The 19042-nt window shown below is 63.1% G+C and carries 18 protein-coding genes; 8 read left to right on the forward strand and 10 right to left on the reverse strand.

The annotated features are described in order from the left end of the window. Window positions 1-166: 166 nt before the first annotated feature. Both WG900_RS05190 and aroB read left to right on the forward strand, forming a co-directional pair. Window positions 167-745 carry a shikimate kinase gene (locus tag WG900_RS05190; protein WP_339965248.1) on the forward strand — a complete coding sequence of 193 codons (579 nt, stop codon included), beginning with the start codon at window positions 167-169 and terminating at the stop codon, window positions 743-745. Further along, on the forward strand, window positions 736-1842 hold the full coding sequence (gene aroB / locus WG900_RS05195; RefSeq protein ID WP_339965250.1) for a 3-dehydroquinate synthase: 1107 nt from the start codon (window positions 736-738) through the stop codon (window positions 1840-1842). Before WG900_RS05190 ends, aroB begins: the two co-directional genes overlap by 10 nt. On the opposite strand, the gene WG900_RS05200 is transcribed toward aroB, so the two are convergent. From WG900_RS05200 to gorA, 9 genes are all read right to left on the reverse strand, one after another. Continuing rightward, window positions 1843-2628, reverse strand: coding sequence for an acyl-CoA thioesterase (locus tag WG900_RS05200; RefSeq protein WP_339965252.1), 786 nt, complete (start codon window positions 2626-2628; stop codon window positions 1843-1845). Continuing rightward, entirely contained in the window at window positions 2625-3065 is a 441-nt protein-coding gene (locus tag WG900_RS05205; RefSeq protein WP_339965254.1) for a DUF488 domain-containing protein, read from the reverse strand. Before WG900_RS05205 ends, WG900_RS05200 begins: the two co-directional genes overlap by 4 nt. After that, window positions 3062-5083, reverse strand: coding sequence for an acetyl/propionyl/methylcrotonyl-CoA carboxylase subunit alpha (locus WG900_RS05210; protein ID WP_339965255.1), 2022 nt, complete (start codon window positions 5081-5083; stop codon window positions 3062-3064). The genes WG900_RS05205 and WG900_RS05210 overlap by 4 nt, the downstream gene beginning before the upstream one ends. Window positions 5084-5094: 11 nt before the next feature. Beyond that, window positions 5095-7212 carry a methylmalonyl-CoA mutase gene (gene scpA / locus WG900_RS05215; RefSeq protein WP_339965257.1) on the reverse strand — a complete coding sequence of 706 codons (2118 nt, stop codon included), beginning with the start codon at window positions 7210-7212 and terminating at the stop codon, window positions 5095-5097. 8 nt (window positions 7213-7220) lie between these two features. Beyond that, window positions 7221-8003 (reverse strand): enoyl-CoA hydratase-related protein, encoded by a 783-nt coding sequence (locus tag WG900_RS05220; protein ID WP_339965258.1) that lies wholly within the window; start codon window positions 8001-8003, stop codon window positions 7221-7223. Next, entirely contained in the window at window positions 8003-8440 is a 438-nt protein-coding gene (mce, locus tag WG900_RS05225) for a methylmalonyl-CoA epimerase (RefSeq protein ID WP_339965260.1), read from the reverse strand. The genes WG900_RS05220 and mce overlap by 1 nt, the downstream gene beginning before the upstream one ends. After that, on the reverse strand, window positions 8437-9621 hold the full coding sequence (gene bktB, locus WG900_RS05230; protein ID WP_339965261.1) for a beta-ketothiolase BktB: 1185 nt from the start codon (window positions 9619-9621) through the stop codon (window positions 8437-8439). Before bktB ends, mce begins: the two co-directional genes overlap by 4 nt. Before the next feature lie 152 nt (window positions 9622-9773). Further along, window positions 9774-11300, reverse strand: coding sequence for an acyl-CoA carboxylase subunit beta (locus WG900_RS05235; protein ID WP_339965263.1), 1527 nt, complete (start codon window positions 11298-11300; stop codon window positions 9774-9776). 124 nt (window positions 11301-11424) lie between these two features. After that, window positions 11425-12771 carry a glutathione-disulfide reductase gene (gorA, locus tag WG900_RS05240; RefSeq protein WP_339965264.1) on the reverse strand — a complete coding sequence of 449 codons (1347 nt, stop codon included), beginning with the start codon at window positions 12769-12771 and terminating at the stop codon, window positions 11425-11427. Window positions 12772-12954: 183 nt separating this feature from the next. Between gorA and WG900_RS05245 the strand changes: the two genes are divergently transcribed. Further along, window positions 12955-13344, forward strand: a complete 390-nt coding sequence (locus WG900_RS05245) for a hypothetical protein (RefSeq protein WP_339965265.1) — start codon at window positions 12955-12957, stop codon at window positions 13342-13344. A 12-nt stretch (window positions 13345-13356) separates the two neighbouring features. Here the strand turns inward: WG900_RS05245 and pgi are convergent, their stop codons facing one another. Then, window positions 13357-14871, reverse strand: coding sequence for a glucose-6-phosphate isomerase (pgi, locus tag WG900_RS05250; protein WP_339965267.1), 1515 nt, complete (start codon window positions 14869-14871; stop codon window positions 13357-13359). A gap of 155 nt (window positions 14872-15026) precedes the next feature. On the opposite strand from pgi, the gene lepB reads away from it, so the two are divergent. From lepB to WG900_RS05275, 5 genes are read left to right on the forward strand one after another with little or no spacing between them, the layout of a single operon-like run. After that, complete coding sequence (gene lepB / locus WG900_RS05255; RefSeq protein WP_339965269.1) at window positions 15027-15866, forward strand: signal peptidase I; 840 nt, start codon at window positions 15027-15029, stop codon at window positions 15864-15866. Beyond that, window positions 15863-16543: a ribonuclease III gene (gene rnc, locus WG900_RS05260; RefSeq protein ID WP_339965271.1), complete on the forward strand. Its 681-nt coding sequence runs from the start codon at window positions 15863-15865 to the stop codon at window positions 16541-16543. The genes lepB and rnc overlap by 4 nt, the downstream gene beginning before the upstream one ends. Beyond that, entirely contained in the window at window positions 16540-17481 is a 942-nt protein-coding gene (era, locus tag WG900_RS05265; RefSeq protein WP_339965272.1) for a GTPase Era, read from the forward strand. The genes rnc and era overlap by 4 nt, the downstream gene beginning before the upstream one ends. Next, window positions 17478-18323, forward strand: a complete 846-nt coding sequence (locus WG900_RS05270) for an SGNH/GDSL hydrolase family protein (protein WP_339965274.1) — start codon at window positions 17478-17480, stop codon at window positions 18321-18323. Before era ends, WG900_RS05270 begins: the two co-directional genes overlap by 4 nt. Before the next feature lie 44 nt (window positions 18324-18367). Further along, entirely contained in the window at window positions 18368-18976 is a 609-nt protein-coding gene (locus WG900_RS05275) for a hypothetical protein (protein WP_339965276.1), read from the forward strand. Window positions 18977-19042: the final 66 nt, after the last annotated feature.

A 19042-nucleotide genomic window follows, 5' to 3' on the forward strand; every position in this document is an offset into this window, starting at 1 on the left:
GGCGCAGCTCACGTTTGCCGCCGTCAATCCAGGCCCAGATCACCAGAACCAGCACGACCAACGCTGTTACAGCCAATATTCGATCCCTGCCTGCGAGCATCGCCACGCCGAACCACTCCCCGGAAAGCTTGCGCCCTTCCCTATCGCATCTATAGGCGGGCCTGCAATGGAACATGAAACAATCATGCCCGGAACTGCCGAAATTTCGGCGCTGGTCCAGCGGATTGACCGGCCAATCGTGCTTGTGGGCATGATGGGCGTAGGCAAATCGACGATTGGCCGCAAGCTTGCGAGCTTGCTGCACCTCGCCTTCGTCGACGCTGACGACGCGATTGAGGAAGCGGCGCACATGACGATCAGCGACATGTTCGAACTTTATGGCGAGGCCAGTTTCCGCGACGGCGAACGGCGCGTAATCGCCCGCCTGATCGGCGAGGCTGGCGAAAAGCCGAAGGTCATCGCCACCGGCGGCGGCGCCTTCTGCAACCCGGAAACCCGTGCGCTGATCCTGGACCGGGCGATAACCGTCTGGCTCGACAGCGATGTTGACGTGCTGGTCGAACGCGTTGGCCGCAAGGATAACCGTCCCCTGCTGCGGGGCGGCGATCCGCGCGAAATCCTCGCTCGGCTGCGCTCGGAGCGCGAACAATTCTATGCCGAAGCCCCGATCCGGGTGAAGAGCGGCAATGTCCCGCATGCGCACGCACTGGCGCAAGTGGTGAAGGAGATCGACGCATGGCTGTGATCGCGGTTTCGCTGGCGGGGCGGCCTTATAACGTCCGTGTCCAGCGCGGCTTGCTCGGCGACATTGCGCAGGCTTGCGGGCCACGTTTGCGCAAGGCCGTGGTGCCAATCGTGACCGATGCCAATGTCCATGCCGCATGGGGCGCAGCGGTCGAAGCGTCGTTGCTCGCCGCCGGAAAGCAGCCCGCATGGCGCGTGCTTTCCCCGGGCGAAAAAACCAAGTCGTGGGAATCGCTGTCCGCGCTGGTCGACTGGCTGCTTGAACTCGAAGTCGAGCGCGGCGATCACATCATCGCGCTGGGCGGCGGCGTCATCGGCGATCTCACCGGATTTGCCGCGTCCATCCTCAAGCGCGGCTGCAACTTCATACAGGTGCCGACCACGCTGCTGGCGCAGGTCGATTCAAGTGTCGGCGGCAAGACGGCGATCAATACGGCAGCGGGCAAGAACCTTGTCGGCGCGTTCCACCAGCCATCGCTGGTGTTGGCCGATCCCGATGCACTCGATACCCTGCCCCCGCGCGAAGTTCGCGCCGGCTATGCAGAGGTCGTGAAATACGGCCTGCTAGGCGATGCGGCGTTCTTTGACTGGTGCGAGGCGAATGGACCGGCGCTGCTTGCGGGCGATGCGCAGGCCCGCGAAACCGCCATTGCCGCTTCGGTTGAAGCCAAGGCGCGCGTTGTGGCCGAGGATGAGCGCGAGACGACCGGCGCGCGGGCTTTGCTCAATCTTGGTCATACCTTCGGACACGCGCTAGAGGCACAGACCGGCTTTTCCGACCGCCTGCTGCACGGCGAGGGCGTGGCCATGGGCATGGTTCTGGCGGCACGCTATTCGGCGCGGCGCGGACTGATGGCGGCTGCTGAGGCTGATCGCATTTCAGCCCATTTCGCCGCGACCGACCTGCCGCACAGATTGTCCGCGCTAGGGCTCAATTGCGCGGGCGAAACGCTGGTCCAGCACATGCTGCACGACAAGAAGATGGACGCGGGCACCCTGCCCTTTGTCCTGATGCGCGGCATCGGTTCCGCGTTTCTCGCGAAGGACGTCGAGTTGGCAGATGTAGCTCGGTTCCTCGATGCGGAACTTGCAGTCTGATCAGCCGAATACGGCGACCGATTGCATTCCTGACACCACCGGCTCGCCATCGGCATTCCACAGGCCCATGTGCTGGCTGGAGCAGCCACGTTCTGAATAGTCAGCGCTCGATCGCAGCAACCACCACCCGTCGCGCGTTATTGGCGCGGGAGTGAGCAGGTTGGCGATCCAGGTCATCGAACTGACCGGAGTGGCCGGCGTCAAGAGCGGCAGAATTCCCGGCGGCAGGGCATCGGCGACGAGCAGGACCTCGACCATCGGATCGAGCGCCGCACGGTCCTTCAACCGCACCCACCAACAGATTTCCGCGCTCTTGCCCTCGGCTTTCGGCAGGGCAAAACGGACCTCGAAATTGCAGCGCAGGAACACCGGCATATGCGGATGGGGTTCGAACTCGCGGCCTTCCTCAGGCACTAGTAGCCCGGCGGGCGGCACTTGACGATTGAGATGCACGGCTGAGTTCACCGGGCCCATGAAGACAAACGTCGCGTTCAGCGTGCAGGCCCCGCCGCAAGTGATCTCGGCGCTAATCCAGGTCGCATTCTTCCCCTTGCGGAGCACACGTGCGCGGACTTCGGCCTCGCCACTCGCCGGCCCGACGAAACTGACAGAGGCGGAGCGCAGCGGCGGCAGCCCCTCGCCCCCCATGCGCATGGCGGCGGCCAAGGCCAATGCCGCCGAGAATCCGCCATAGGCGGTACGCCCCTGCAACCAACCTTCCGGAACGGTGACGTTGAAGTCATCCTCAGATTCTTCGGCGCACGCAAGCAGATCGGCAAAGGTCATGGCAAAATATCAACGCAGTCGAATTCGGCCAGGACGGCCTTGCGCAGCAATGTGCGGTGACAGCACGACGGGTCGCGCTCATAGCAGAGCAGCGCTGTCCGATCCTTCGCAGCGAGGTCGGCAAGCGCTGCGCCCTGCGCCATGGCTTCGGGCAGTTCCATTTGCCCGGCGTATATGCGCTTGAGGTCCGCAAGTTTGCCTGCGCGCGCTGCTTCGCGCCCCGCAGCCGGAGTGCCGAGCGCGCGGAAGTGGGTGTAACTGATGCCCGCTTCGGCCAGGTTCGCCGCCAGCGCGGTCTTCGAAAAACCCGGACGGCGCGATGCGGCAATTGCGCGAACATCAGCCACGGTCTGGACTCCGGCTTCCGACAAGGCAGCGATGAAGTCCGCCATTTTCGTCTGTTCGTAACCGATGGTCCAGATCGTCGGCATCGTCATTCCAGTTCGAGGATCACCGCATCCACCGCCAGGCTTTCGCCCGCCTTGGCATTGACCTTCTTCACAGTGGCCGACTTTTCGGCGCGCAGGATATTTTCCATCTTCATGGCTTCGACCACGGCGAGCGGCTGGCCAGCCTCGACCTTGTCGCCTTCTTGAACGTTGAGCGACACCAGCAGGCCCGGCATCGGGCAGATCAGGAACCGCGAAAGATCGGGCGGGACCTTTTCGATCATGTGATCAGCCAGATGCGCGATATGGTGCGGCAGCACACGGACGGCGTGGATGCGGCCGCGCGTCGTCATTTTCCAGCCGGCGCGGGTGCGGGCGAGCTTCACGCCGAGCACGCCATCGCCGATCTCGGCTTCCACGAAGCGGTCGCCCGGTGTGTAGGCCAGGCTCAGGTCGACCTTTTCTCCGTCAACCTTGATCGATTTGTGGCCGATCTTCACCTTGTGCGCTGCGCCATCTACCACGATCTGCCACTTGTGCGGCGGCGGCAGGGTATCACCCAGCTGGCCATCAATCCGGCGCGCACGGTCGGCATCGGCAGAAGCAATGAACCCGGCGATTGCGGCAAGCTGCACCTTCAGCTCGTCCGAGCTGGCCGCTCCGGTAAAGCCGTCCGGATATTCCTCGGCAATGAAACCGGTGGTCAATTCGCCCGAGCGGAAGCGCGGGTGCTGCATGATGGCGCTGACGAAATCGATGTTGTGGCCCAGCCCCTCGATCTCGAAGGCGTCAAGCGCGGCGATCTGCTTGTCCGCTGCTTCGTCGCGCGTTTCGCCCCAGGTGATCAGCTTGGCGATCATCGGGTCATAGAACATTGAGACTTCGCCGCCCTCATAGACGCCGTCATCCACGCGGATGCCATCGATGCCGCGGCGGCCATTTTCGGCGCCGTCATCCGTCCAGCCTTCAACCGGCGGATTGTAGCGCACGAGTCGGCCCGTCGAGGGCAGGAATCCGCGATAGGGGTCTTCGGCATAGACGCGGTTTTCGATCGCCCAGCCGTCGATCTTCACATCGTCCTGCGTGAAGGCCAGCTCTTCCCCTGCAGCAACGCGGATCATCTGTTCGACCAGATCGACCCCGGTGATGCACTCGGTAACCGGATGTTCCACCTGCAGACGGGTGTTCATTTCGAGGAAGTAGAAACTCTCGCCGCTCGGGTCCGCGCCCGATACGATCAGTTCCACCGTGCCAGCGCTGTAATAGCCCACAGCCTTCGACAGCGCGACGCACTGTTCGCCCATCGCCTTGCGCATCTTTTCGGTAACGAAGGGCGAAGGCGCTTCCTCGACCACCTTTTGGTGGCGGCGCTGGATGCTGCATTCGCGTTCGTTGAGGTAAAGGACGTTGCCATGCTTGTCGCCCAGGATCTGGATTTCGATGTGGCGCGGGTTGAGGATGAACTTCTCAATGAACACGCGGTCATCGCCGAACGAATTGAGGCCCTCGCGCTTGGTCGCCTCAAAGCCCTCGCGCACGTCCTTTTCGTTGTAGGCAAGGCGCATGCCCTTGCCGCCGCCGCCGGCCGAAGCCTTCATCATCACCGGGTAGCCGATCTCGTCCGAGATGCGCACTGCGTGCTCGGTATCCTCGATCTCGCCGACGAAGCCGGGGACGACATTGACGCCCGCAGCCTTGGCCAGCTTCTTCGATTCAATCTTGTCACCCATCGCGGCAATGGCGTTCACCGGGGGGCCGATGAATTCGATGCCTTCCTTGGCCAGCGCCTCGGCAAACGAGGTGCGCTCCGAAAGGAAGCCGTAACCCGGATGGACCGCCTCGGCGCCGGTCTGCTTGGCCGCCGCGATGATCTTGTCCGCGATCAGGTAGCTTTCGGACGCCGGCGAGGGCCCGATATGTACCGCCTCGTCCGCCATCTTGACGAACGGCGCGCGGGCATCGGCATCGGAATAGACCGCAACTGTCTGGATACCCATTCGGCGCGCGGTCTTGATGACGCGGCAGGCGATTTCGCCACGGTTGGCGATGAGGATTTTCTTGAACATTCGCTTACTCCTCAAGCATCCAACGGCGGCATGTTGTGGCCCAGCAGGACCAGCATGTCCGCGGCGCATTCGACCACGTTCGAGCCGGGACCGTAGATGCCTTGGACGCCGGCCTTCTTCAGATAATCGTAGTCCTGCGGCGGGATGACGCCGCCTGCGACGACCTTGATGTCGGGACGGCCGGCGGCCTTGAGGTGGCCGATCAATTCGGGGATCAGCGTCTTGTGCCCGGCAGCGAGCGAGCTTGCGCCGACCGCATCGACATCGTTGTCGAGCGCCAGCTTGCACGCCTCTTCCGGCGTCTGGAACAGCGGGCCGCTGGTGACGTCAAAGCCCATGTCTGTGAAAGCAGAGGCGATCACGTTGGCGCCGCGATCGTGGCCGTCCTGACCCATCTTGGCGACCAAGAGGCGCGGCGCGCGGCCAAGGCGCCGGGTGACGGCTTCGACGCCTTCGATGACCTGAGCGTAGCGGCTGTCATCGGCGTAGGCCTTGCCGTAAATCCCGGTGACCGGAACCGGCTGCGTGCCATAGCGGCCGAAAGCCACTTCCATTGCGTCGGAAATCTCGCCGAGCGAGGCACGGTGGCGGGCGGCTTCGACGGCGAGTTCGAGCAGGTTGCCCCCGCTCTTCGCGCCTTCGGTGAGCGCATCCAGCGCTGCGCGGCACTTCGCCTCGTCACGGTTGGCGCGCATCTTCTGCAGGCGGGCAATCTGGGATTCACGCACCGCATGGTTGTCGATGTCGAGCGTGTCGAGGTGCGCTTCTTCGGCAAGCCGGTACTTGTTAACGCCGACAATCACGTCCTCGCCCTTGTCGACGCGGGCCTGGCGGGCGGCGGCGGCTTCCTCGATGCGCTGCTTGGGCATGCCGGTAGCGACCGCCTTGGTCATGCCGCCGATGCCGTCGACCTCTTCGATCAGCTTCCACGCATCGTCGACCAGCTGCTGGGTCAGCGCCTCGATGTAGTACGAGCCGCCGAGCGGATCGACGACCTTGGTAATGCCGGTTTCCTCGGTCAGCACGATTTGCGTGTTGCGGGCGATGCGCGCCGAGAAATCGGTCGGCAGAGCGATCGCTTCATCCAGCGCGTTGGTGTGCAGCGACTGGGTGCCGCCGAGCACCGCCGCCATGGCTTCCACCGTGGTGCGGATGACGTTGTTGTAGGGATCCTGCTCCTGCAAGCTGACGCCCGAGGTCTGGCAGTGGGTGCGGAGCATCTTGGAGCGTTCGCTCTTCGCGCCCAGCCCGTCCATCACGCGGTGCCACAGCGTGCGCGCGGCGCGCAGCTTCGACACTTCCATGAAGAAGTTCATGCCGATGCCGAAGAAGAAGCTCAGGCGGCCGGCGAAAGCATCGATATCAAGGCCCGATTCCACCGCGCGCTTCACGTATTCCTTGCCGTCGGCAATGGTGAAGGCCAGCTCCTGCACGGCGGTCGCGCCGGCTTCGTGCATGTGATAGCCGGAGATCGAAATCGAGTTGAATTTCGGCATGTTGGCCGAAGTATAGGCGATGATGTCCGAAACGATCCGCATCGAAGGTTCGGGCGGATAGATATAGGTGTTGCGGACCATGAACTCCTTGAGGATGTCGTTCTGGATGGTCCCGTCGAGCAGTTCGGTGGCGACGCCCTGCTCCTGTCCCGCGACGATGAAGAAGGCGAGGATCGGGATCACCGCGCCGTTCATGGTCATCGAAACCGACATCTGATCGAGCGGAATACCGTCGAACAGGATCTTCATGTCCTCAACCGAGTCGATTGCCACGCCGGCCTTGCCAACGTCGCCGACAACGCGCGGATGGTCCGAGTCATAACCCCGGTGCGTCGCCAGATCGAAAGCGACCGAAAGGCCCTTCTGCCCGGCAGCAAGGTTGCGGCGGTAGAAGGCGTTCGATTCCTCTGCGGTTGAGAAACCGGCGTACTGGCGGATCGTCCAGGGGCGCCCGGCATACATCGATGCACGCACGCCGCGGGTGAACGGAGCGAAGCCCGGAAGGCCGGGATCGCCAGCGTCTTCCGCCGTATAGAGCGGCTTGATCGCAAAGCCTTCGGGCGTGTTCCAGGTCAGGTCCCGGCCCTTGACCTCTTTCGCGGCGGCTGCCTGCCAGTCTTCGATTTTCGCCATGGTAGTCCTCATTCGCCCCGGAAAACCGGGGGCCTTTTTTCCAGGAAAGCCTGCACGGCCTCCGCACAATCCTTGGCATTGCCCGAGGTGCGCTGGGCATCTTCCTCGGTGCGCAGCGCGTTTTCGTAAGTCGAACTGGCCGCAAACTGCAGCGCCTGCCGGATCTGGCCGTACGACACAGTCGGACCTGCCGCGAGGCGGGCGGCCAGCGCCATGGCTTCGGCCAGCAAAGCCTCGTCAGCCACGACCTTGTAGATCATGCCCCAGTCGAGCGCCTTGGCCGCCGGGATACGCTCCACCAGAATCAGCGCCTCGTTTGCGCGGGCGAGGCCGACCAAGCGCGGCAGAATCCAGCTCGCCCCGGCATCGAGAGCAAGCCCGACATTGGCGAAAGCGAAGTAGAAGAACGCCGACTCGCCGGCGATCACGAAATCTGCGTGAAGCGCGAGCGGCGCCCCTGCCCCTGCCGCCGCGCCGTTGACCGCAGCAACCACCGGGATCTTCAGACCCGCCAGCTTGCGCAGCATCGGGTTCACCGCATCTTCGAGGCCCTTGGCGATCATGTCGCCAAAACCCATACCTTCGGGCGTCTCCGAGGCCATGTTGCCGCCTGAGCAGAAGCCCTTGCCCGCACCCGTGATCACCAGCGCCCGCGCATCGCCAAGCTGGTCGAGCGCATCGCCCATTTCCCGGCACAGGTCCCACGACAGCGAATTGCGCGTCGCGGGATCGTTCAGCGTCAGAACCGCAACGGCGCCCTGGCGATCGAGGGTGATCTTCGAGAAGCTCATCAATGCGCTCCTTTCGGGGATTCCATGATCTCGGTCAGGATCCCGCCCATGTCCTTGGGGTGGACGAAGAAGATCATCGTGCCATGCGCGCCGACGCGCGGTTCGCCGAGCACGCGCTTGCCCAGCGCCTCGAACTCGGACTTGGCGGCGTGGATATCGGGCACTTCGAAGCACAGGTGGTGCTGGCCGCCGAGCGGGTTCTTTTCGAGCCACTTGCCCACGGCGCTGTCGGGCGAAGTCGGCTGGAGCAATTCGACCTGCGTACCGTTAATGCCGCTATCGGTTGGCGTGTTGACGAAGCAGACGCGGACCTGCTGCGATTCCAGCACGAACGGCTCGGTGATGTCGGTCGCGCCCATGACGTCGCGATAGAACGCAATGCTGGCATCGAGATCGGGCGTGGCAACGCCGATGTGGTTCATCCGGCCCAATTTCATGCGGCAACCCTTTCGATGATCAGGGCAATGCCCTGCCCGCCGCCGATGCACATGGTGATCAGGCCATAACGGCCCTCAATGCGCTTCAGTTCGTAGGCGGCCTTGATGGTAAGGATGCAGCCGGTCGCGCCGACAGGATGGCCAAGGCCGACGCCCGAACCATTGGGATTGACCTTCTCCGGATCGAACCCGAGCACCTTGGCGACGGCAGCAGCCTGCGCAGCGAAGGCTTCGTTGCTTTCGATCACGTCCATCTGGTCAAGGCTGAGACCGGCGCGTTCCAGCGCGATCGGCACGGCCTTGATCGGGCCTTCGCCCATGTGATCAGGCTCGACCCCGGCGTGGCCCCAGGCGACAATCTTTGCCAGCGGCTTCAACCGGCGCTTTTCGACTTCGGCCCCGGTTGCCAGCACGACCGCAGCTGCACCGTCGTTGATGCCGCTGGCGTTGGCAGCAGTCACGGTGCCGTCCTTCTTAAAGGCGGGTCGCATCGCGGCCAGAACTTCAATGGTGGTGTTGCCCTTCACGTGTTCATCGGTGTCGAACAGTTCCACGCCCTTGCGGGTCTTGATTTCGACCGGAACGATCTGCTCCTTGAAGCGGCCTTCAACCTGCGCGCGGCTGGCGCGTTGGTGGCTGGTGACGGCGAGCGCATCCATGTCCTCGCGGCTGATACAGTGGCGCGCGGCGACGTTTTCAGCCGTGATGCCCATGTGATAGCCGCCGAGCGCGTCCGACAGGCCGACGGTGAGCGCGTCTTCGACAGGGTTGTCGCCCATCTTCTTGCCCCAGCGCACGCCGTGGTCGTGATAAGGAACATTGCTCATCGATTCCGCGCCGCCGGCGACGGTGATCGAAGCCTCGCCGGTCATCATCAATCGAGCGGCGCTGATGATGGCTTCAACGCCGGAGCCGCAGAGGCGGTTGAGCGTCAGCGCAGGGACCGGAATGGGAATATCCGCCTTGAGCGAAATAGCGCGGCTGAGCATCGAGTCCCGCGCCGATGTCGGCATGACCTGGCCGATGATGACATGCTGAACGTCGTCAGGCGACACGCCCGAACGCTTGAGCGCTTCGGTGACGACAATGCCGCCAAGGTCCGCCGGCATAAAGCCCTTGAGCGTTCCGCCGAAGTCCCCGATCGCGGTACGTGCGCCGCTGACGATGTAGATGTCTTCCATGTTCCTACTTCCTTCCAGTTCCCTCCCCGATCCGGGGGAGGTGTCAGTCCGCAGGACTGACGGAGGGGACTATTGTTTGGCCCGGCGCATGGGGAGAGCCCCCTCCACCAAGCTGCGTTTGGTACCCCGCTCCGCAAGCGGGGAGGATTACCTCACAGCGGAATGTTATCGTGTTTCTTCCACGGATTCTCGAGGTGCTTATTCTTCAGCTTCCTCAGACCCAGGGCAATCCGCCGACGCGTCGAGTGCGGGTAGATCACCTCGTCAATGAAGCCTTTGCTCGCCGCCACGAAGGGGTTGGCGAAGCGGTCCTCGTATTCCTTGGTCTTTTCGGCGATGCCGGCAGCGTCGAGGCCGCGGAAGATGATTTCCACCGCGCCCTTGGCCCCCATCACGGCGATTTCAGCCGTCGGCCAGGCATAGTTCAAGTCACCGCGCAGGTGCTTTGATGCCATGACGTCGTATGCGCCGCCGTAGGCCTTACGGGTGATCACGGTGATCTTCGGCACGGTCGCCTCGGCATAGGCAAACAGCAGTTTCGCGCCGTGCTTGATGATGCCGCCCATCTCCTGCGAGGTGCCGGGCAGGAAGCCCGGAACGTCGACGAAAGTGACGATCGGAATGTTGAACGCATCGCAGAACCGCACGAACCGCGCGGCTTTCTTTGACGAGTTGATGTCAAGGCAACCGGCGAGGACCATCGGCTGGTTGGCGACCACACCCACTGTTTTGCCTTCGATCCGTCCGAAGCCGCACAGAATATTGCCCGCATGCATTGGCTGGATCTCGAAAAAGTCGCCCTCGTCGAGCACCTTTCGCACCACTTCGTGCATGTCGTAAGGCTGGTTGGCGTTCGCCGGGATCAGCGTATCGAGGCTGTCCTCGCGGCGGTCCCACGGATCGGAGTTGGGCCGCTGGGGAACATCCTCGCGGTTGTTGAGCGGTAGGTAATCGAAGAAATCGCGCGCGGCGAGTAGCGCCTCGACGTCGTTCTCCAGCGCGAGATCGGCGACAGAGGTCTTGGTGGTGTGCGTGATCGCGCCGCCCAGTTCTTCCTGCGTAACAATCTCGTTCGTGACCGTCTTCACCACGTCGGGCCCGGTTACGAACATGTAGGAGCTGTCCTTCACCATGAAGATGAAGTCGGTCATCGCCGGCGAATAGACCGCGCCGCCCGCGCAAGGCCCCATGATCAGGCTGAGCTGCGGCACAACGCCCGAAGCCGTGACGTTGCGCTGGAAAATCTCGGCATAACCGCCGAGCGAAGCCACGCCTTCCTGAATGCGCGCGCCGCCGGAATCGTTGATACCGATCACCGGCGCGCCGACCTTCATCGCGTTGTCCATCACCTTGCAGATCTTCATCGCATGGCGTTCAGACACGGCCCCGCCGAACACGGTGAAGTCCTGGCTGAAGACATAGACCAGCCGGCCATTGATCGTGCCGCTGCCGGTGACAACGCCGTCACCCGGGATGACGTTTTCCGGCATGCCGAAATCGACGCAGTTGTGCTCGACATACATGTCCAGCTCTTCAAACGAGCCTTCATCGAGCAGGATCAGCAGCCTTTCGCGCGCGGTCAGCTTGCCCTTGGCATGCTGAGCGTCGATGCGGCGCTGGCCGCCTCCCATCCTGGCCGCATCGCGGCGGCTTTCCATTTCGGCGATATTGGCGGACATATGCTTGCGGGACCCCTTCGCAGATGCGGAATCGGTCTGGTCGCTAAGACATTTTGCGCGGGCCTCGTCAACCGATTTAAGCGACCGGTTAAAACATATCGCCAGTAAGTTTCTTGCGCGCAGGTCAGCGCATCAGGACAAGTTCTTCCGCCATCGAGGGATGCAGCGCAACGGTTTCGTCGAAATCGGCCTTGGTCAGCCCGGCCTTCACCGCGATTGCAGCGGCCTGCAGCACCTCGGGCGCCTCGGGCGCGATCATGTGGACGCCGACGACCTTGTCCGTGTCTGCATCGACGACGAGCTTGTAGAGCCCGCGCTCTGGCACGGCGGCGAACATGTTTTTCATCGGGCGGAAGTCCGAGGTGAAGACCTTCACGTTGGCCAGCTGCGTCCGCGCCTGTTCCTCGGTCAGCCCGACCCCGGCCAGCGGCGGCTGCGAGAAGACCGCGTTGGGGATGCAATCATAAGCCGTGGTGCGCGGGTTGTTGCCGAAAACGGTGTCGGCAAAGGCATGGCCCTCGCGGATGGCAATCGGAGTGAGCTGCACGCGGTTGGTCACATCACCCACCGCATAGATCGAGGGGCATGAGGTCTGATTATAGTCATCGACCAGCACTTCGCCGAGCGGGCCGAGGTCCACTCCGGCGGTTTCCAGCCCCAGCCCTTCGGTCTTCGGCTTGCGCCCCGTGGCGACAAGCACGGCTTCGGCAGCAATCGGCTGATGCCCTTCGGTATGGACCGAGAATGTGCCGTTACCCTCCTTGACGATCTTCTCAATCGGGCTGGAAAAGCGAAACTTGATGTGGCGCGCCTGCATGATCTGCAGCAGCCGCTCGCGCAGCGACAGGTCATAACCGCGCAGGATCTGGTCCGAGCGGTTGACCACGGTCACTTCCGCGCCGAGCGAATTGAAAATTCCCGCGAATTCCAGCGCGATATAGCCAGCGCCCTGAACCACGACGCGGCGCGGGAATTCCGGCAGGCCAAACACTTCGTTCGAGGTGATCGCATATTGGTTGCCCTCGAATTCGGGCAGGACCGGCCAGGCGCCAACCGCGATGAGGATGATCTTCGCGCTGATCTCGCGCCCCGAGGCGAGCCGCACTGAGTTCGGCCCGATCACAACCGCGCGTTCGTGGAAATGGTCGACCTTGTTGTTGTCGAGCGTCGAGGTGTAGGCCTTTTCCAGCCGGTCGACATCGCTGGCGACGAAATCGCGCAGGACATTCCAGTCAAACTTCGCCTCGCCGATCATCCAGCCATAGGCGGCGGCATCTTCAAGCCCGTGGGCGAAGTCCGAGCCATAGACCATCAGCTTCTTCGGCACGCAGCCGCGGATCACGCAGGTTCCGCCGATGCGGTGTTCCTCGGCAACCGCCACGCGCGCGCCGTAGCCGGCCGCAATCCGGCTGGCGCGAACACCGCCCGATCCCGCACCGATGACGAAAAGGTCGTAGTCGAATTCAGACATGAAATGCTCCTGTTGACGCGCGATATGGGGTGAGCAGGCCTGCCTTGCCAAACGCTTTTCGCGATCAGTGTCATCGGGGGCGAGTTAGCGCCATTACGGAACTAACTGGCCGGTAGGGTGATTGCCGGCTTCTGCATCGGAACGTATCACGAACTCAGGACATTCCCTGATGGATTAGACGCCATGCTAAAGATGCTCACCGCCCCTCTGGCCCTTGCCGTTTCCACGCCCGCACTGGCGGCCCCCGCTCCCGACAATTGCCCCGCCGGAAAGTTGCAGCGTGTGCGGGTGAGCGAGATTGTGCCGGGCGGCTCACTCGCCGGGTTTCGCGAAGCCTTTGCCGACCACGCCCGCTGGTATGCCGCGCACGGCTACACGGCAGACCGTCTGACGTTCTCGCCCGTGCTGCGCGAATCCGGCAAAGGACGCGGCGCTGGCCTGCGCGTCGTCACCATCCACACCGGCGTCAGCAACGTCCCACGCGACAAGCAAGACGCCGCATGGAAGGCCTTCGCCGCCAAGTACAAGGCGAACAGCCGCATCGTCTCGACCACGCTGACCTGCATGGCCTAACGTTTTTGGCGTTCAGGTCAGGCCAGCAACCTCCAGCAGGGCCGTTGTGCTGGCATCGAAGCTTGCTCCGCCCGTTTCGATCGACTTGGCGATCTGCTTGCCGAGTTCAACGCCAAACTGGTCGAACGAGTTGATGCCCATCAGCACGCCGGCCGCGAAGGTGCGGTGTTCGTGGAAGGCAATCAGCGCGCCAAGCGTGGCGGGATTGATCTCGTCGCACAGGATCGTCGCGCTCGGCCGGTCGCCCGGATAGGCGCGGGCTGGGTCGGCATTATCCTGTCCTGCCATCAGCGCGGCACCTTGGGCAAAGCAGTTGGTCAGCAGGATGCGGTGATGCGCCGGATCGAGCGCGTCGCCCGGCTGGATCGCCGCAATGAAATCGACCGGAGTCAGGACCGTGCCTTGATGGAGCAACTGGAACACCGCGTGCTGCGCGTCCGTCCCCACACCGCCCCAGGTGATCGGCGCGGTCGGCCCGCTGACCGGAGTGCCATCGGTGCGCACCCGCTTGCCGTTCGATTCCATCTCGAGCTGCTGGAGGTAGCTGGGGAACAGCCGCAGGCGCTCGTCATAGGCAAAGACCGCACGCGTCTGGCAACCACGAAGACGGGTATAGACCAGGTCGGTATAGGCCGCGCGCAACGGCATGTTTTCCGCGCCCTCGGCGGTAAGGAAGTGCCGGTCCATCTCCGCCGCACCATCAAGGAACGAGGCAAATTCATCCCAACCGATCGCCAGCGCCACCGGGAAGCCAATCGATGACCACAGCGAATAACGCCCGCCAACCGACTCCGAGAACGGCAGCACGCGCGTTTCATCAACGCCCCATTCGACCGCCTTTTCCGGCGCAGACGTGAGCGCAATCACACGGCCATAGGCATCTGACACCCCATTCTCGCCCAACCACGCCAGCGCCGAGGCGGCGTTGGTCATCGTCTCGATCGTGGTGAAGGTCTTGGAAGCGATGGCAATCATCGTCGCCTGCGGATCGCACTTGGCGAATGCCGCTTCAAGCGCGCAGCCATCAATGTTCGACACGACATGAACGTCGCACATCGCGCCCTCGCGGGTCAGGGCATCGATCGCCAGCGCCGGGCCAAGCGCCGAACCGCCGATGCCGATGTGGATCAGGTGCTTCACCTCACCCAGCGCGCCGCCATGGATCGCCTCGACCAGCGCGCGCATCCGGGCGTGAAACACGCCGGCCTCATCAACTGCCGCCTCATCGCCCACGCCGCGCTGGGCCGTGTGCTGGACCGCGCGGCCCTCGGTAACGTTGATTGCCTCGCCGCTGAACAGCGCCATGCGTTTGCCGGAAAAGTCGCAGGCTGCCGCCAATTCGTCGAACAGGGCCACAGCGGTATCATCAAGGTGAGTCTTCGACCAGTCGAACCGGATCGTGCCGCCCGGCAGGTCCAGCGCCTTAGAATAGCCATCTACCCTGCCACCATTTTCGAACAGGTCCGCAAGACTTGGCCGTGGCAGGTTTTCCAGCGCATTCCATACCCGGGTTTCCGCTTCGCTCATTACTGGCCCTTTTCACTTTGCACGCCCTGCCCTATGCCGCCCGCAAGCCGCCATGCCAAGCCGGAGAGCGCCCTTAGCGGTGTCATTCATCTCCGATACAGGCAGACATGGCGCATAGTGTGTTACTTGATTAATACAGTCACGAACGGGGAACCATGACCACCGAACCTATCGACAGCGTTGCCACGCCGCCCGCCGAAGCCGCTCCGGCCAAGCCGGCGAAGAAGGAAGACAGCTATCCCGTCTTCCTGCTGAAGCTGTTCGTCATCGTCATCGTGTTCCGCAGCTTCATCCTCTCGCCGTTCAACATCCCGAGTGAATCGATGCTGCCGCGCCTTGAAAAGGGCGACTACCTGCTTGCCAGCAAGTGGTCCTATGGCTATTCAAAATACTCGCTGCCGCTCAGCCTGCCGCTGATCCCGGGGCGCCTGCTGGCCAGCCAGCCAGAGCGCGGTGATGTGGCCATTTTCAAGGCCCCACCGGGCAATGATGTCGATTATATCAAGCGGGTCATCGGCCTGCCGGGCGACCAGATCCAGATGATCGGCGGTGTGCTGCACATCAATGGCACTGCAGTTCCCAAGGAGCGTGTTGCTAATGCCGAATACGAAGTCGCGCCATACAACCAGTGCAACACCGTGTTCCAGGCCAAGCGCGCAGACGGAACGCCTGTCTGCCGCTATCCACGCTTCAAGGAAACACTGCCCAACGGCGTGAGCTACTACGTGCTCGATCTGGGCACTTTCGCCGCGGACGACACGCCGGTTTTCCTCGTGCCCGAAGGCAACCTGTTCATGATGGGTGACAACCGCGACAATTCGGAAGACAGCCGGTTTGAGGCTGAGCCCGGCGGCGGCATCGGCTTCGTCCCGCAGGAAAACCTTGTCGGCAAAGCCCAGGTGATGATGTTCTCCACCGACGGATCATCCTCATGGCTGCTGCCGTGGACCTGGTTCAATGCCGCGCGTTGGGACCGCATCGGGGGCCGGATTTGAGCGAGCCGCGACTTTCTGCCGAGACAAAGGCATTTCTCGACGACCTGATCGGCGCGCCGCTCGGTGACGAGGCGCTGTGGCTCGAAGCGCTGACCCATGGCAGCACGGGTGAGAGCCGCCATTACCAGCGACTCGAATTCCTGGGTGACCGCGTACTTGGGCTCTCAATGGCGCAGTGGCTGTTCGAACTGGGCACCGGTGATGAAGGACGCCTTTCGCAGCGGCTTAACGCTCTGGTCAGCCGTGATGCCAACGCGCAAGTGGCGCGCGAGATCGGACTTGGTGATCACATCCGGCTGGGCAAGCAGGCCCATGACGATGGCGGGCGCGAAAGCGACAACATCCTTGGCGACGTCATGGAGGCGTTGCTCGGTGCCGGCTTCGTGACCCACGGCTTCCCAGCGATGTCCGCGCTTGTCCGGCGCTTGTGGAGCGATCAGGTGCTCGGCAAGGTTGGGCAATCGAAGCATCCGAAGTCCGCGCTTCAAGAATGGGCCGCCGGCAACCGCCGCAAGATGCCCGAATACCAGTTGCTGGAACGCGCCGGCCCGGATCACGCCGCGCGCTTCACGGTTGAGGTGCGCGTCCACAACGTCGGCTCCGCACAAGCGACATCAAACAGCAAGCAGGCCGCCGAAAAGCTGGCCGCCGCAGAATTCTTGAGGAAATTCGGATGACCGAGCCTACCACGAAGACTGAAACTCAGCCCAAAGCGCAGCACTGCGGCCTCGTTGCCGTCCTTGGGGCGCCCAATGCGGGCAAGTCCACGCTGGTCAATGCACTGGTCGGCCAGAAGGTCGCCATCGTCTCGGCCAAGGCCCAGACCACGCGTGCGCGGTTGATGGGCATTGCGCTGGACAAAAGCGACACCGCCGACACCCAGATCATCCTTGCCGACACCCCCGGCATATTCGCCCCGCGCCGCCGGCTCGACCGGGCAATGGTCTCCGCCGCATGGGAAGGCGCACAGGAAGCAGACGCGATCCTGTTGGTGGTCGATGGCCGCAAGAAGAAGCTCGATTACCTCGAATCGATCCTTGAAAGCCTGTCTGGCCGCCCGGAACGCAAGATCCTCGTGCTCAACAAGGTGGACGAAACCGCCAAGGAGCCAATGCTCGTCTCAGCGCAGGCGCTGGCCGGAGAAGGCCAGTTTGACGAGGTGTTCTTCATCTCCGCACTGACCGGCGACGGCGTTCCCGAACTCAAGGCGCGTCTCGCCGCCCTGATGCCTGAGAGCCCCTGGCACTATCCCGAAGATCAGGTTTCCGACGCCAGCGAACGCCTGCTCGCCTGCGAAATCACTCGCGAGCAGCTCTATCGCCAGCTTCACGACGAACTGCCTTACGACTCCATCGTCCGCCCGGAAAGTTACACCGAGCGCAAGGATGGCTCGGTCGAAATCCACCAGCAGATCGTTATCGCCCGCGACAGCCAGAAGGGCATCGTGCTCGGCAAGGGCGGATCGAAGCTGAAGTCGATCGGCGAGGCTGCGCGCAAGGAACTGGCCAACCTGCTCGGCCAGAAGGTCCACCTGTTCCTCCACGTGAAGGTCGACGAGCGCTGGGGCGACGACAAGGAAATCTACGAGGAAATGGGGCTGGAGTGGGTTAAGTGAGGGTCGCTGCGACCCTTCTCGCCACGTTGGCACTCTCTGCCTGCGCGCACATTCCCGCCGGCCTGCCGAGCAACGCCCGCTACGTCGCGATGGGTAGCTCCTTCGCCGCTGGAACCGGAATCAACGGCATCAAGCCCGGAACGCCGCAGCGGTGCGGGCGGAGTGCGTCCAATTATGCCACGCTGGTTGCGGTCAAGCTTGGCCTTGCGCTGGATGACCAGACCTGCGGCGGGGCGACCACGGCGCACATTCTCGGCCCGTGGAACGAACTGCCGGCCCAGATTGATGCAGTGAACGCCGATACCCGGCTGGTGACCGTCACCATCGGCGGCAATGATGTCGGCTATGTCATGAACCTGTTTATCGCGAGTTGCCCGCCCGAAGGCATGATCGTGCAAGGCACAAGGCGCGCTTGCACAACGCCCCGCCCGCCAAAGGCTGAAGACTACGTCAAGTTGGAAGCGAGCCTGCGCGCAGTTGCCCGTGAAGTGTTCCGGCGTGCGCCGAAAGCGCGGCTGGTCTTCGTGCAATATGTCAAGCTGATCCCCGATACGCCCTGCGCTGCCAGCCAGCTTTCGCCCGAGGGCGCGCTGGTAACGCGCGACATCGGCGAGCAGCTTGCCCGGGTAACGACGCGCGCTGCCTTGGCAGAAGGCGCCGAAGTGCTCGCCGCCGACCAGTTCTCACGCGGGCATACCTTGTGCGATGCGGACAAGTGGAGCGTCGGCCCCAAGCCGGGCGGCATCGAGGCTCCTGCGCCGTGGCACCCGACAGCTGCTGGCCACGCGGCCATTGCGGCGGCACTGGAAGCCTTGGTCACCGGAAGCCGCACCCACCGCTGATTACGAAACCAGTTGTTCAGCGGTTTGCGGCCAATGTGAGCGCCATGAGCACCCTGCCCCCGCTTTCCGCCGAATTGCATCACCGCGACGTCATGGCCGCTACCAGTGAGGTGGGGCAGCAGGCAGCGCCTTCGCCAACGCTGTATATGCTGGCCATGGTTTTCGTCTTCCTCGCCGCGATGGAGATCGGGCTGGGCCTGGCCTTCATGGCAAGCCAGCGCATACCCCTTCCGTACATGGTCCTGGCGCACCATTTCCTGTCGATGGCTCTGCCGGCCCTGCTGTTCGTGTTCGGACTGTGGACTGTCAACACCACCTATAACCGGATCGCTTCTGACCGGCACGCGCGGCAGGTTACGGAGAATGGCACTCCGGACAGTGTTTCCGCCACCTACTCCATCGAGAACGCCGGTTTCCGACTGAGTACCCCGCGGGGCGAATGGCTGGCCAAGTGGATCAGCGTGAATCGACTCACCCGCACCAGCGGCGGCTGGGTGGTGGGCAATGACCTGGGCAGTTTCTTTGTGCCGCAAGCCGCGTTTGCTGACACCGAAACCGAACGCACCTGGGTGCGCATGATGCTAGAGCGTATGAACGACGAGGCAGTAGCCGCCAGCGCCGCCGCGCATATGTTCCTCGACTGGAGTGCCTGACACAGATTCGTGGTTCCGTTCTCGCATTCCTTGCCACGCATATTGATCGTTTGAAAATCTCGATCT

It is taken from the genome of Novosphingobium aquae (assembly GCF_037572715.1).
Lineage (GTDB): Bacteria > Pseudomonadota > Alphaproteobacteria > Sphingomonadales > Sphingomonadaceae > Novosphingobium > Novosphingobium aquae.

Excerpts from the sequence above, each read along its gene's own strand:
- pgi (WP_339965267.1), bottom strand. The coding sequence starts at position 14,871 with ATGAGCGAAGCGGAAACCCGGGTATGGAATGCGCTGGAAAACCTGCCA.
- scpA (WP_339965257.1), bottom strand. The coding sequence starts at position 7,212 with ATGGCGAAAATCGAAGACTGGCAGGCAGCCGCCGCGAAAGAGGTCAAG.
- mce (WP_339965260.1), bottom strand. The coding sequence starts at position 8,440 with ATGAAATTGGGCCGGATGAACCACATCGGCGTTGCCACGCCCGATCTC.
- WG900_RS05210 (WP_339965255.1), bottom strand. The coding sequence starts at position 5,083 with ATGTTCAAGAAAATCCTCATCGCCAACCGTGGCGAAATCGCCTGCCGC.
- lepB (WP_339965269.1), top strand. The coding sequence starts at position 15,027 with ATGACCACCGAACCTATCGACAGCGTTGCCACGCCGCCCGCCGAAGCC.
- WG900_RS05275 (WP_339965276.1), top strand. The coding sequence starts at position 18,368 with ATGAGCACCCTGCCCCCGCTTTCCGCCGAATTGCATCACCGCGACGTC.
- WG900_RS05235 (WP_339965263.1), bottom strand. The coding sequence starts at position 11,300 with ATGTCCGCCAATATCGCCGAAATGGAAAGCCGCCGCGATGCGGCCAGG.
- gorA (WP_339965264.1), bottom strand. The coding sequence starts at position 12,771 with ATGTCTGAATTCGACTACGACCTTTTCGTCATCGGTGCGGGATCGGGC.
- WG900_RS05220 (WP_339965258.1), bottom strand. The coding sequence starts at position 8,003 with ATGAGCTTCTCGAAGATCACCCTCGATCGCCAGGGCGCCGTTGCGGTT.
- WG900_RS05245 (WP_339965265.1), top strand. The coding sequence starts at position 12,955 with ATGCTAAAGATGCTCACCGCCCCTCTGGCCCTTGCCGTTTCCACGCCC.
- era (WP_339965272.1), top strand. The coding sequence starts at position 16,540 with ATGACCGAGCCTACCACGAAGACTGAAACTCAGCCCAAAGCGCAGCAC.
- bktB (WP_339965261.1), bottom strand. The coding sequence starts at position 9,621 with ATGGAAGACATCTACATCGTCAGCGGCGCACGTACCGCGATCGGGGAC.
- WG900_RS05190 (WP_339965248.1), top strand. The coding sequence starts at position 167 with ATGGAACATGAAACAATCATGCCCGGAACTGCCGAAATTTCGGCGCTG.
- WG900_RS05205 (WP_339965254.1), bottom strand. The coding sequence starts at position 3,065 with ATGACGATGCCGACGATCTGGACCATCGGTTACGAACAGACGAAAATG.
- aroB (WP_339965250.1), top strand. The coding sequence starts at position 736 with ATGGCTGTGATCGCGGTTTCGCTGGCGGGGCGGCCTTATAACGTCCGT.
- WG900_RS05200 (WP_339965252.1), bottom strand. The coding sequence starts at position 2,628 with ATGACCTTTGCCGATCTGCTTGCGTGCGCCGAAGAATCTGAGGATGAC.